A 13,568-nucleotide genomic window follows, 5' to 3' on the forward strand; every position below is an offset into this window, starting at 1 on the left:
AGGACGAGCTCCGGCCATGGGGGCTTCTACCCTTCAACGCACGGGAAGGAAGGCAGGAGGATCAATCGGCAGCGGGGTTGTCGACCTCGCTGGATTCTTCGACCTTGCGGAGAAGCTCCCTCAGGTGTCCCTCGGAGCGGCGGGTGTGGGGGTGATCGGGGCCCAGCAGCCGCTGGCGTAGCTCCACCGCTCGGCGTAGCGTCTGCTCGGCCTCCGGTAGCTCGCCCTTCTGGGCCAGCAGCACGCCCAGGTTGTTCAGACCGCGGGGGATGTCCGGGTGGTCTGGGCGCAGCAGACGTTGGCGCAGGGCGAGGGATTGCCGCTGCAGTACCTCGGCTTGTTCAAAGCGGCCCTGGAGGCGCAGGTTGGTGGCCAGGTTCTCCAGCAGGATGGCCCGGTAGGGGGTGTCGACCTCGAAGGCTCGGCGCTCCAGCTCCAGCACCCGGCGGTGCAGCTCCTCGGCGGGGCCGTGCTCGCCCTTGGCGTCGAGGAGGGCGGCGAGGTTGCCCAGGCTGCTCAGCACGCGCTCGTGGTGCTCGGAAAAGAGCGCTTCCTTGACTTCCAGAGAGCGGCGGTAGAAGCGCTCCGCGTCTTCCAGGTGGCCCTGCTCCTGATGTAGGAATCCGAGGTTGTGGAGCAGTGCCGCCACCGGCAGATTGTCCTCGCCGAAGAGCCGGCGGGCGATGTCCAGAGCCTCCAGGAAGAGGGGCTCGGCGCGCTCGAAGTCCTCGATTTCGTTGTACAGGGTGCCCAGGTCGTTGAGGCTTTCGGCGATCCTGTAGTGCTCGCCGCCGAGGATACGGCGGCGGATCTCCAAACCCCGGGTCAGCGCCTGCTCGGCCTGGCCGTATTTGCCCCGCAGCCGCAGCACCACGCCGAGGCCGTTGAGGGTCTCGGCGACTTCCAGGTCCTCCGGTCCGGTGAGGGCCCGGCGCAGGTCGAGGGCTCGCCGGAAGAGCTCTTCGGCGCGCTCGTACTCCCCCTTGATGGAGAGCAAGGCCGCCAGATGGTGAGTGCTTTCGGCGGTGGCCGGCCCGGTCTCGCCGGTGAGGCGGCGGCGAAGCTCCAGAGCCTGGCGCAGAAGCTCCTCGGCGCGTTCCACGTCTCTCCGCTGGACGGCCAGCACACCCAGGTCGTTGAGGGTCTCGGCGGTGCTGGGATGGTCTTCTCCGAGCAACTCCCGGCGCCGGGCGAGGGCGGATTCGAGGAAGGGGCTAGCCTCCGCGTAGAGCCCCAGGCCCAGATAGGCGTTGCCGATGGTGTTCATGAGCGCCGCCTGGAGCTCCGGCTGATCCTGCAGCTGCCGGGGAATGCGCCGGGCGCCGCGGTCCAGCAGCTCTCGGGCGGAGGTCTCACGGCTGGTACTGCCGGTGGGGTCCGCCACCTGGAAGATCTCCTCGAGGAAGGTGGCTACGGATTCGGCGCGCTCTCGGGCGAGCTCCGCGCGCTGAGATTGGACGAAGAGGAGCACGCTCAGGGAGCAGATCACCGCCAGCACCAGGGCCGCCGCCGCCGCTGCGAAGCGGTGCCGCCGCAGCCGCTTACCGGCGCGGTAGATGAGGGTGTCTTTGCGCGCCCGCACCGGCAAGCCCTGGAGGTAGCGTTGCAGATCCTCCGCCAGCTCACCAGCGGAGCCGTAGCGCCGCTGGGGTTCTTTGCGCAAGGCTTTGGCGACGATGGTGTCCAGATCTCCGCTGAGCAACTTGCGCAGCTGCTGGGGCCGCAGGCGCCGCCGCCGGGCGACCTCCTCCGGCGATGGTTGGCCGGTCCCGGTGGCCTCCCTCTCGGCGCCGGGGGTGGCCTCGGCTTCGGGGGCAACGGGGGAGATGACGGCCTGGCTCACCTTGGGGGGCTGTCGGGTGCAGAGTTCCTGCTCGATCTCCCGCGGCGTCTTGTCCTCCACGGACAGGGGCAGCCGACCGCAGAGCAGCTGGTAGAGGACAACCCCCAGGGAGTAGACATCGCTGGCGGTGGTGATCATGCGGCCCTGGAACTGCTCGGGGCTGGCATAGCTGGGGGTCAGCACCCGGTGCCAGGTGAGGGTGGGTTGGGAGCTCGATGCGGCGAGCTCCGGGTTGAGGAGCTTGGCGATGCCGAAGTCCAGAAGCTTGGGCGTGCCCTCCGCCGTGACCAGGATGTTGGCGGGCTTGAGGTCCCGGTGCACCACCAGGTTTTGGTGGGCGAAATGCACCGCCCAACAGACCGTGCGGAAGAGCCGCAGGCGTTCTTTCACCGGCAACCGGTGGCGGTCGCAATACACGTCCAAGGGCTCGCCCTCGATGTATTCGAGGACGCAGTATGGCAGGCCCTCGGCGGTGGCGCCGGCGTCGTAGAGTCGGGCGATGTTGGGGTGGTCGAGGCTCGCCAGAATGTGGCGTTCGGTGCGGAAACGACGCAGATGGTCCGGCGTCGCCATGGTGATCGGGAGGAGCTTGATGGCCACCCGGCGGCGGTATTGATCGTCGTCCCGCATCGCCAGGAAGACGGTCCCCATGCCCCCTTCCCCCAGCTTCTCGTGCAGCCGGTAGGGGCCGAGCCTGCGGCCCCGGGCGATCTCCCCCGCCAAGACGGGCTCTTGGGAAGGCTCTTCGGCGAGCTCCGGCAGGAAACCACCGGCCTCGGCGTCCGCCCGCAGAAGCGATTCCAGCTCCCGGCGAAGCGCTCCGTCCTCGCCGCAGACCGCACGGAGGAAGGCGGAACGCTGCTTCGGGGGAAGACGCAGAGCGCGGTCGAAGAGCTCCTCGACCCGTTCCTCGGCGGCTTCCCCGGCCGGCTCCTCGGAGGAGTGGCCGATCATGGTCGCCCCTCCCGGGCCGCGGCGGGGGAGGCCTGGGGCCGGAGATGACGATAGAGCCAGGCCCGGGCCACCCGCAGGCGCCGGGTAACGGTAGCCCGGGACAGCCCCAGCACCTCGGCGATCTCTTCCTGCCCCAGGCCGGCGAAATAGCGCAGCTCCACCGCCCGGGCCTGTTGGGGGTGAGCCTCGGCCAAGCGACTCAGCGCCTGGTCGAGGGCGAGCCAGTCGTCCCAACGCTCTCGGGGCTCTCCGCCGCCCTCGCCGAGGTTTCCCGAGGGCAGCAGCCTCTCGTCCAACTGTAGGTGGGGAGCTCCACCGCCGCGTTTGGCGGTGCTGCGGTCCCGGGCGTGGTTGATCAGGACTCGGCGCATCATGGTGCTGGCCACGGCGAAGAAGTGGGCCCGGCTCTGCCAACGCACGTGCCTCTGATCCACCAGGCGCAGATAGGCCTCGTGGACCAGGGCAGCGGTTTGCAGGGTGTGGTCCCGGCGCTCTTTGCGCAGGCGGCCTTGGGCGAGGCGGCAGAGCTCGTCGTAAATCAACTCCATCAAGCGGCTGCGGCTCGTCTCGTCGGCCTCGTCCCAATCTTGGAGCAGCTGGGTGATTTCCCGCATTCTCCCGATTTCGTCGCTGCTCATGGTCGCATTCTCTCTTCCTTGGAGCGGCCTTTCCATCGGTGACTCGGGAAGTTCGTCGAAAACGGAGATTCTTTGAAACCTTTCGCCGATTCCGTGGTAAATTAGAAGATCTATGCAACGTTGAGCTCGACGCTCGACTCGAGGTACCGAGAAGGCTCGCCCGCCCGGGCGACTTCCCACTCACCCACAACCATCAGGAGCACGCCGATGCGAATCACTCCCTCCTTCAAGGCCAGAGCCCTTGCTCCCACTTCCCCGATGGTTCTTTGGGTGGGCACCGTACCGTTTCTCGCCTGACGTCTTTCTAGGACTTCTGGGCGCACCCCACTCAGCCGCCGCGCAAGCGGCGAAGTCGTAGCAGTTTCGGTTCGGTCGCCGGTCTTTTTTGACCGCCGGTGATCTGTGCCCTGATTCTGTGGACGAGATTTCCACGGCCGCCCATCCAGGTCCGCCGAGAGGCGTTGTGGACTTCGTTTCCCGTCCCCATTGTTCTGAGGATTCGACCATGAGTATCGAGCTGGAAAACCAAGTTGCAGTCCCCAAGGTGCGCCGCGGCGCCTTGGCATTGATCCGTCGGGCTTTGTCCGGTGGAGAAGAGGACTTTACCCGCGGCTCCATTCGCCGTTCCGTCATCCTGCTGGCCATCCCCATGGTGCTCGAGATGATGATGGAGTCGGTCTTCGCCGTCGCCGACATCTTCTTCGTTTCGTCGTTGGGGCCGGAGGCGGTGACCGTCGTCGGCCTGACGGAGGCGGTGGTGACGCTGCTCTTCGCCTTGGCCATCGGTCTGAGCATGGCCACCACCGCCATGGTCGCCCGCCGCATTGGCGAGCGGGACCGGGAGGGCGCCGCCGTGGCGGCGGTGCAGGCGTTGTGGATCGGTCTCGGCCTGTCGGTGGTCATCGGCATCGCCGGGGTGATCTTTGCGCCCCACATCCTGCGCCTGATGGGAGCGGAAGCTTCGGTCATCGCCGGCGGCGCCGGCTATACGGCGGTGCTGTTGGGAGGCTCGGCGACGATCATGTTTCTCTTCTTGATCAACGCCATCTTCCGCGGCGCCGGCGATGCGGCCATCGCCATGCGGGCGCTGTGGCTGGCCAACGGCATCAACCTGATCCTCGATCCCTGCCTGATCTTCGGGCTGGGGCCGTTCCCGGAGATGGGGGTCACCGGCGCCGCCGTGGCTACCACCATCGGCCGCGGTACCGGGGTGGTGTTTCAGCTGTGGTGCCTGTTCGGCGGCGCCAGCCGCATTCGCGTCACCTGGAGACAGGTGGTGGCGGTGCCGGCGGTGATGCTGCGGCTGGCCCGGCTGTCCATGGGTGGGGTGATGCAATTCCTCATCACCACCTCCAGCTGGATCGGCTTGGTGCGCATTGTCTCCAGCTTCGGCAGCGAAGCGGTGGCGGGCTACACCATCGCCATCCGCGTGGTGATGTTCACCATCCTGCCCGCCTGGGGCCTGAGCAACGCCGCCGCCACCATGGTCGGGCAGAGCCTGGGCGCCGGCAAGCCGCGGCGGGCGGAGCGGGCGGTGTGGCAGGCCTCGCGGTACAACATCGCGTTCCTGGTGGCCGTGGGCTTCGCCTTCTATTTCGGCGCGGAGCAGATCCTGAGGATCTTCACCGACCAGCCGGCGGTCATCGCCTACGGCGTCGCCTGTCTGCAGATCCTGGCCTTCGGCTATCCCCTCTACGGTTTGGGGATGATCCTGATCCAGGCGTTCAACGGCGCCGGCGACACGGATACGCCGACGGTGATCAACTTCTTCTGCTTCTGGATGCTCCAGATCCCGCTGGCCTACACCCTGGCCCACGTCGCCGGCCTGGGCCCCAAGGGGGTGTTCCTGGCGGTGGTCATCGCCGAGTCGGTGATGACCGTGGTGGCCCTGGTGGTCTTCCGCCGTGGCAAATGGAAGCTGAAGCAGGTTTAGGAATTGGCCCTGACCCCACGACGACCCCCGCAAAGGACTTAGCGAAACGAATCCTCTGCGGGGGTCGTAGTCCTTGTCGATGAATGCAAGATTCGGTAATCTGAAAGGTCTGAACGCTTGCTGAACCTACCAGCCTGACTGCACCGATCTGAAGTCGAGAGAGCAGTCTGGGAACGAGAGACCTGGCCGAGCCCCAGAGGGAGCCGACGTCCGGACCGCAGTCCGACCTGGCGTCCCGGTGGAGCTGGAGCTGATTCCAAGGAGTCGTCGTATGTGGATGTACCGCAAAGTCGAGCAGGGTAAGGCTCTGGTCATCACCCGTCCAGGAACCATCAAGGTCTCCTTCACTCCGACCCTGGTCTTCCCCTATCTCTACAAGGTCGAGGAGATGGACATCTCCTTGAAGACCGTGGAGATCGACCGCCGCGGGGCCGAGGGGCTGATCTGCCGCGACAATATCCGCGCCGACATCAAGGTCGCCTTCTTCGTGCGGGTGAATAAGAACGAGGACGATGTGATCAAAGTGGCCCAGGCCATCGGCTGTCGCCGGGCCTCTGACCCCGGCACTTTGGAGCTGCTATTCAACGCCAAATTTTCCGAAGCCCTCAAGACCGTCGGCAAGCAGCTGGACTTCGTCGATCTCTACACCAAGCGGGATGAGTTCCGGGATCAGATCATCCACGTCATCGGCCGTGACCTGAATGGGTATTTCCTCGAAGATGCCGCCATCGACTTTCTCGAGCAGACGCCGCTGGCGTCGCTGGACGAGTTCAACATCCTCGATGCCCAGGGCATTCGCAAGATCACCGAGCTCACCGCCCAAGAGCACGTCAAGACCAACGAGTATCAGAACAACGAGCGCAAGCTGATCAAGAAGCAGGACGTGGAGGCCGCCGAGGCGATCTACGAGCTGGAGCGTCAGGAAGCGGACGCCAAGGCCCGCCAGCAGCGGGAGATCGCCACCGTCGTGGCGCGGGAGGAGGCGGAGACCCAGAAGGTGCGGGAGGAGGAGCGGCTGCGGTCGGAGACGGCGCGCATCAAGACCCAGGAAGAGCTGGAGATTCAGGAGCAGAACAAGCAGCGCCAGGTGGCGGTGGCGGAGAAGAACCGTGAGCGGGTGGTGGCGGTGGAAGGGGAGCGGGTGGAGAAAGACCGCCAGCTGGAGGTGGTCAGCCGCGAGCGGGAGACCGAGCTGGCGAGCATCGCCAAGGAAAAGGAGCTGGAGGAGGAGAAGCGCGTCATCGCCGACGTCATCCGCCAGCGCGTGGCGGTGGACCGCACCGTCGCCGAGGAAGAAGAGCGCATCAAGGGCGTGCGGGTGGTGGAAGAGGCCCGGCGCCAGAAGGAAGCGCTGGTGGTCAACGCCGAGGCGGAGGCCCAGGAGGCCTTGGTCAAGGACATCAAGAAGGCCGAGGCTTTGGAGGAAGCGGCCAAGCACCGGGCTCGGGAGCGGGTGATCCTGGCGGACGCCGAGGTGCAGGCGGCGGACAAGGAAGCCCAGGCGAAGATCCGGCTGGCGGAGGGTGTGCAGGCGGAGGAGGCCGCCATGGGTCTGGCGCGGGTGCGGGTGCAGGAGCAGGAAGCTTCGGCCATCGAGAAGAAGGGCCTGGCGGAGGCGACGGTGATCCGCGAGCAGGGCGCCGCCAGCGCCGAGGCAGAAAAGCAGCGGTTCACCGCCGAAGCCCAGGGCATCCAGGAGAAGGCCGACGCCATGGCGGCCCTGGACGAAGCGAGCCGCTTCCACGAGGAGTTCCGGCTGCGGCTGGCGAAGGATCGGGAGATCGAGGCCAAGGCCATCGACACCCAGCGGGCCATCGCCGAGGCTCAGGCGATGGTCTTGGGGCAGGCGCTGGAGCAGGCCAAGATCGACATCGTCGGCGGCGACGCGGTCTTCCTCGACCGGCTGGTCAATTCCATCTCCAAGGGCAAGGCGGTGGACGGATTCCTCTCCCGTTCCGACACCCTACGGACCCTCTTCTCGGACTACCTCGACGGCGAGGCCAATCTGCCGGAGGATCTCAAGCAGGTCCTCGGCGGCATGGGCGGCTCGCCGGAGAAGCTCCAGACCGTGACCCTCACCGCCCTGCTGGCCAAGCTGCTCAGCGACGGCACGGTGGATCGGGGCAAATTGATGCGGGCGCTGGAAGGCTCGGGCTCTGGAGGCTCCGGGGGTTCGGGGCAGGGAAGCTCCGGCGAGGGGAGCGGCGGCGGCGAGTGAGACGGTTGCTGCTGAGCCCCGTGCCGCCGAGGCTCTTCCTGGGGAGGAGCGTGATCGATGGCTGAAGATCCCACCCGCTCCGACACCACCGAGGGTGAAGGCGGCTCCGGTGGCGAGGGAGCTTCGCTGGACCGGGGCACCTACGAGTTGATCCGCGAGCGCCTGGACAAGCAGGCGGCGGTGCTGGGGGAGAAGACCGAGGCCCTCAACCAGCAGCGTATCGAGCTCTTCGGCGGTCAGGAGATGGCGGTGGTGGGCTCGGTGCGCATCCGCACCGAGAACAACTGCGTGCCCCGGGACCTGGCCCAGGTGGGCGACCGGCTGCTCTTCGGCTACAACGTCTTCATCGGCCTGCGCAAAGAGACGGCGGTGAGCGACGTCTTCAGCTGCCATCGGTTCGAGGAGACCGGGGACGGCACCTTCGCGTTCACTCCGGTGGCGGCGGACTTCCTCGAGGACCCACGCTTCGTCTCCGACTTCCAGGAGCTCTACACCTACTACAAGGACGTGCGCCTGCTGCAGCTGCGCAATGCCGAGGGGCGCATCCTGGCGGTGTTCCAGACCGGCGCCACGGCCCACGACATCAAGGTCCTGCGCTGGCAGGTGGACCCCGACGGCAACGCTTCCTATCTGGACAACCGCGGTGAGCGGGACCACGCCTTCGGACCTTCCCACGACTTCCAGTGGACCCTCACCACCCGCGAGCAGCACGTCCAGGGACAGCACGCCCACGTCGACATCCTGGGCAAGGTCTTCGTCGAGACCATCGGCGGCGATCTGACGGTGAAGGTGGAGGACAACACCGAGGACGGCCTGGGGGTCTACCGGGAGCCGGTGGAGGACAAGGATCAGGCGCTGGACGACGGGGAGATCGCCTACGCCGAGGTGGGCTCGTTGATCCTGCTGCGCATCCTGCCCTACCGTGAGGATCAGCATCGCTACCTGGTGTTCAACACCCTGACCCAGGACGTCCGGCGCATCGACGCCATCGGCTGGGCCTGCCAGCAGCTGCCGGAGGATCACGGCATCATCTTCCCCGGCGGTTATTACCTGCAGAGCGGCGAGTGCAAAGAATTTGCCGACAGCGCCCAGGACCTGGAGTTCCTCCGCCGCATCCGCTCCCCCAACGGCGAGGACGCCCTCTACGTCTTCCACCAGCGGGAGAACGGCCACTTCCTGCTGCTGCCCTACAACCTGATCCGCAAGCGGGTGCAGACCCCTATCCATTGCCACGGCTACAGCCTCTTCCCCAACGGCCGCCTGGTGCTCTTCCGCTCCGTCTCTGACGAGCCCACCCGGGTCCACACCATGCAGATCTGGCAGACCCCCTTCGAGAGCGACGAGCACGCCGCCTCCCAGCGCCGGGACCAGGCCTCGAGCTATTTGGAGCAGATCGGCAACGCGGACCTGGTGCGGGGGATTTCGGATCTGCTGGCGATCCAGCGGGCGGCGCAGCAGCAGGAGCCCACCGCCGGAGTCTATGAGGAGTTGCTGCGCTCCTGCCGCCGGGCGCTGGACCACTACCACTGGCTCGACCACGAGGAGGTGGGTGGACTGCAGGGGGCGGTGGCGCAGGTGCGGGCCACCGCCGAGCAGATCCTCGACGAGTTCGAGAAGGTCCGGGAGCTGCGGGCGGGATCGTCGGCGGCGCTGGACGAGGCGCGGACCGAGGCGGAGTCGCTGATCCGTTCCGTGGATCCGGCGCGCTGGGAGAGTGCCGCCGAGCCGGTGGAGGCGCTGCGCAAGCTCCGCCGCCAGCGGGGTCATTTGATTTCTCTGCGGGAGCGCCGCTACCTCGACCGGGAGTCCTTGGACGAGCTCGAAGGGCGGGTGGCGGAGAGCTTTCAACGGGTGGCCCGGGCGGCGGTGGACTTCCTCGGCGGAGAGGAGGCCCTGGCGCCCTACCACCGGCGGCTGGACGAGCTCGAGGGGGAAGTGGCGGAGCTCGACCGCGGCAGCGACGTGGCGGCGGTGGAGGAGGAGATCACTGCCCTCGACGAGGGGCTGCGGGTGCTGGCGGAGGTCACCGGCACCCTGGAGATCGACGACGCGGCGGCGCGGGCGGATCTGCTGGAGCGCATCAGCGAGGTGCTGGCCGGGGCCAACCGGGTGCGGGCGCTGCTGGAGGTGCGCCGCAAGGAGCTGCGGGGCAAGGAGGCGCGGCTGGAGTTCGGCGCCGAGTTCAAGCTCTTCGCCCAGAGCGTCTCCTCGGCGCTGAGCCTCGCCGGAACCCCCGAGCAATGCGACGAGGCGCTGACCCGGCTGCTGCTACAGCTGGAGGAAATCGAAAGCCGCTACGCCGACTTCGACGAGTTCCTCGACCAGCTGGTGACCCAGCGGGAGGAGGTCACGGAGGCCTTCAGCGCCAAGAAACAGCAGCTCCTGGAGCAGCGCCAGCTCCGCGCCCAACGGCTGGCGGAGGCGTCTCAGCGCATTCTCGGCAGCCTCGAACGGCGGGCGGAGAGCTTCGACAACGACGACGACCTCAACGCCTTCTTCGCTTCCGATCCCATGCTCCTCAAGCTCCGGGACCTCACCGGCAAGCTGCGGGAAGCCGGCGCCGAGGTCAAGGCGGAGGAGATCGAAGGCGCCATCAAAGCCGCCCGCCAGGAAGCCGCCCGCTCCCTGCGGGACCGCCGGGAGATCTTCGAGGAAGGCAACCTGGTGCGCCTGGGGCGCCACCGCTTCAGTGTCAACACCCAGCCCCTGGGCCTGACCCTCATCTCCCGGGATGGCGGCTCCGACGGAGGCTCGAAAGGCAGCCGGCTCTTCCTCCATCTCACCGGCACCGACTTCTTCGAACCGGTGCAGGATGCCGCCTTGGACGGAACCGAGGAGCTGTGGAGCCAGAGCTTGGTCTCCGAGACCGAGGAGCTCTACCGTGGCGAGTACCTGGCGTGCTCGATTCTGCGGGCGGCGGAGCAGGGCCGGAACGGCCTCGACCTCGACCAGCTCCACGATGCCTTGGAGACGGATCGTCTCCTGCAAGTGGTGCGGCGGGTCGCCGCCGAGCGCTATGACGAGGGCTACGAGCGCGGTGTCCACGATCACGACGCCGCCCGCATTCTCGGGCATCTGGTCTCCGCCGTCACCACCGCTGGGCTGCTGCGCTACCGCGGCGATGCCCGGGCCCTGGCGGTGCTCTACTTCGCTCAGATTGCGGAGCGCGGCGAGCGGGAACGGCTCCAGCGCCGCTGCTCCAGCGTCGTGCGGCTGCAGGCGGAGCTCGGCCACCGGGCCGCCACCGCCGAGCTGGAGGCGGAGCTGGCGCGGCGCATCGAAGCCTTCGCCGCCGGTGGGGACGGCGAGTCCCTACCCTTGGCATCCACCGCCGATCCCCGCCAGAGTGCTGCCTACCTGGTACGTCAGCTGGGCCAGGAACACACGGTTTTCGAGGTCTCCGGCGAGGCGGAGGACCTGGAGGGGGATCTCCAGAGCTATCTGCGCAGCCACGGCCTCGACCGCTCCTTCGAAGACGATCTGCGGCAGTTGGAGAGCCTGGAGCACCGCCTGGAGCTCGCTCGCCTATGGCTCGACGGCTACCTCGCCCGCCAAGCCGACAAGACCTCTGAGGAGGGGAGGTCGGACGAGGCGTCGGAGCCCTCACCCATCGCCGAAGAACACCGCATCGCCGAGGACCGCCGCTGGGCCCGGGACGAGGTGGCGGCGTGGCTGGCACTGGGGGACGGCGGCGGTGCGCGGCTGGAGCGGAAAACCCATCGGCCCCTGCTGGCGGTGGAGCTGGACGGCATGTTGGGCCAGCACCCGCGCATCCGCGGCGGTGTGCTGCGGCTGCGGGTGGACGGCTTGCTGGCGCGCTACGAGCGCTTCCGGAGCCGCCGAGTGCCCGCCTTCCGGGCCTACCAGAAGCTGCGCCACGAAGTCCTGGAGCGTGCCCGCCGCCGCTTGCGCATCGACGAGCTGGAGCCGAAGGTGATGAGTACCTTCGTGCGCAATCGCCTGCTGGACGAGGTCTACCTGCCCCTCATCGGCGACAATCTGGCGAAGCAGATCGGTGCTGCCGGGGACGAGAAACGCACCGACCTCATGGGGCTGCTGCTGCTCATCTCGCCGCCGGGCTACGGCAAGACCACCCTCATGGAGTACATCGCCCACCGCCTGGGGCTGGTCTTCGTCAAGGTCAACGGCCCGGCCCTGGGCCACGGCGTCACCTCCTTCGACCCCCAGGAGGCGCCCAACGCCACCGCTCGCCAGGAGGTGGAGAAGATCAACTTCGCCTTCGAGATGGGCAACAACGTGCTGCTCTACCTCGACGACATCCAGCACACTTCCAGCGAGCTGCTGCAGAAATTCATCTCCCTGTGCGACGCCCAGCGTCGGGTGGAGGGAGTGTGGCGCGACCACACCCGCACCTACGATCTGCGGGGCAAGCGCTTCGCCGTGTGCATGGCGGGCAATCCCTACACCGAGTCCGGCGAGCGCTTCCAGATCCCCGACATGCTGGCCAACCGCTCCGACGTCTACAACCTGGGGGACGTGCTCTCGGGCAAGGACCGGCTCTTCGCCCTCAGCTATATCGAGAACGCCCTCACTTCCAACCCGGTGCTCGCCCCCCTGGCGGGGCGTCCTCGCGAGGACCTCTATCTGCTGGTGCGCCGAGCCCAGGGCGAGGAAGTGCCCACGGACCAGCTGCAGCATCCCTACAGCGCCGCCGAGCTCTCGGAGGTGTTGGCGGTGCTGGAGAAGCTTCTGCGGGTGCAGCAGGTGCTGCTGGCGGTGAATCGCCAATACATCGCCTCCGCCGCCCAGGACGACCGCTATCGCACCGAGCCCCGCTTCCAGCTCCAGGGCAGCTATCGCAACATGGCCAAGCTCGCCGAGCGGGTGGTGGCGGTGATGGACCGCGAGGAGCTGGAGGCGCTCCTCGACGATCATTACCGCGGCGAGGCCCAAACCCTCACCACCGGCGCCGAGCACAACCTGCTCAAGCTGCGGGAGCTGCGGGGAGTGTTGACGCCGGAGGAGCAGGAGCGCTGGCAGGAGATCCTCCGCGGCTTCGCCCGCGCCCAGGCCATGGGCGGCGACGAGGACGATCCCATCACCCGGGTCACCGGCACCCTGGGTCTGCTTTCGGAGCGTCTTTCGGAGATCGGCCGGGAGATTCAGGGCGCCGCTCGGGCCGCAGTGGAGAGGGCCGCAGTGGAGAGGAGCACCGTGGAGAGGGCCGCCGCGGCGGGAGAGGCCAGGGCGGCGCTGGCGGCGCCGGAAGCCCCGCGGGTGGAGCTCGACCTCGATCCCTACATCGAGCGCCTACAAAAGGTCGTCGAGTCTCTGGCCGCCAGCGAGGTGGAGCAGCGGGCCCAGTTGCAAAAAGAAACTCCCCGTCAGCCTGCGGCTCCGGCGGCGGAGGTCACGTCCGCCTTCGATCCCGAGCAGCTGGCGGGGATCCGAGCTCAGCTCGAACAGCTGGCTAGCGGCCTCGGTCTCATCGCCCACGCCGTGGACAAGGCGGTGCAGGACGGCATCGGCCGCGTGGCTTCTACCTCGGACATCGCTCCGGCCGGCTCCGGCACCACGGTGCAGGTGGTGCAGACCCTCCAGAGCGGCGTCCACGACATCCTGGAAGAGCTCACCACCTCCGTAGACCAGGGCCTGATGGAGCTGGTGCGTAGCATCCACCGCTGGATGAAGCGCCACGAGCTCCCCGCCGACAAGCGCATCGAATCCCTCCTCGACGGTACCCTCGAGCACCTGGACCGGCTCAAGGACCTGGCCGCTGCCCTCCGTCGGCTGGATACTCAGGGGCTGATGGGGAAGGGTGAGCCTGCCGAGCCCGGCGATCCGTCCTAGGTCAATGTAGGGTGGGCGCCAGCCCACCAAATTCTGTGCCGAAGCGAGTCCGGTGGGCTGGCGCCCACCCTACGAGAAGTGCCCTAAGTTATTGAAAAATCAGGGACCAACATTTGGGTGCCCCCTGTGGGCAACACGAGACCAACAAGTGGGTCCCCCCCCCCTGTTGGC

General features: G+C 67.5%; 5 protein-coding genes. 3 read left to right on the forward strand and 2 right to left on the reverse strand.

Features of this window, described 5'->3' with window-relative positions:
• Nucleotides 1–61: 61 nt before the first annotated feature.
• Nucleotides 62–2,797 (reverse strand): serine/threonine-protein kinase, encoded by a 2,736-nt coding sequence (locus SX243_11900; GenBank protein MDY7093664.1) that lies wholly within the window; start codon nucleotides 2,795–2,797, stop codon nucleotides 62–64.
• The gene (locus tag SX243_11905) at nucleotides 2,794–3,435 is read right to left on the reverse strand and encodes a sigma-70 family RNA polymerase sigma factor (protein MDY7093665.1); all 642 of its coding nucleotides are present in this window, start codon (nucleotides 3,433–3,435) and stop codon (nucleotides 2,794–2,796) included. Before SX243_11905 ends, SX243_11900 begins: the two co-directional genes overlap by 4 nt.
• Nucleotides 3,436–3,940: 505 nt before the next feature.
• Between SX243_11905 and SX243_11910 the strand changes: the two genes are divergently transcribed.
• The 3 genes from SX243_11910 to SX243_11920 all read left to right on the forward strand — a co-directional run bounded on the left by SX243_11910 (nucleotide 3,941) and on the right by SX243_11920 (nucleotide 13,397).
• The gene (locus tag SX243_11910) at nucleotides 3,941–5,368 is read left to right on the forward strand and encodes an MATE family efflux transporter (protein MDY7093666.1); all 1,428 of its coding nucleotides are present in this window, start codon (nucleotides 3,941–3,943) and stop codon (nucleotides 5,366–5,368) included.
• Nucleotides 5,369–5,645: 277 nt separating this feature from the next.
• Nucleotides 5,646–7,586 carry a flotillin family protein gene (locus tag SX243_11915; protein MDY7093667.1) on the forward strand — a complete coding sequence of 647 codons (1,941 nt, stop codon included), beginning with the start codon at nucleotides 5,646–5,648 and terminating at the stop codon, nucleotides 7,584–7,586.
• Nucleotides 7,587–7,643: 57 nt separating this feature from the next.
• Nucleotides 7,644–13,397: a DNA repair ATPase gene (locus SX243_11920; GenBank protein MDY7093668.1), complete on the forward strand. Its 5,754-nt coding sequence runs from the start codon at nucleotides 7,644–7,646 to the stop codon at nucleotides 13,395–13,397.
• The last annotated feature ends 171 nt before the right edge of the window (nucleotides 13,398–13,568 follow it).

It is taken from the genome of Acidobacteriota bacterium (assembly GCA_034211275.1).
Classification (GTDB): domain Bacteria; phylum Acidobacteriota; class Thermoanaerobaculia; order Multivoradales; family JAHZIX01; genus JAGQSE01.

Bases quoted from the DNA above. Each gene is read 5' to 3' on its own strand.
- SX243_11900 (MDY7093664.1), bottom strand. From the start codon at position 2,797: ATGATCGGCCACTCCTCCGAGGAGCCGGCCGGGGAAGCCGCCGAGGAA.
- SX243_11905 (MDY7093665.1), bottom strand. From the start codon at position 3,435: ATGAGCAGCGACGAAATCGGGAGAATGCGGGAAATCACCCAGCTGCTC.
- SX243_11910 (MDY7093666.1), top strand. From the start codon at position 3,941: ATGAGTATCGAGCTGGAAAACCAAGTTGCAGTCCCCAAGGTGCGCCGC.
- SX243_11915 (MDY7093667.1), top strand. From the start codon at position 5,646: ATGTACCGCAAAGTCGAGCAGGGTAAGGCTCTGGTCATCACCCGTCCA.
- SX243_11920 (MDY7093668.1), top strand. From the start codon at position 7,644: ATGGCTGAAGATCCCACCCGCTCCGACACCACCGAGGGTGAAGGCGGC.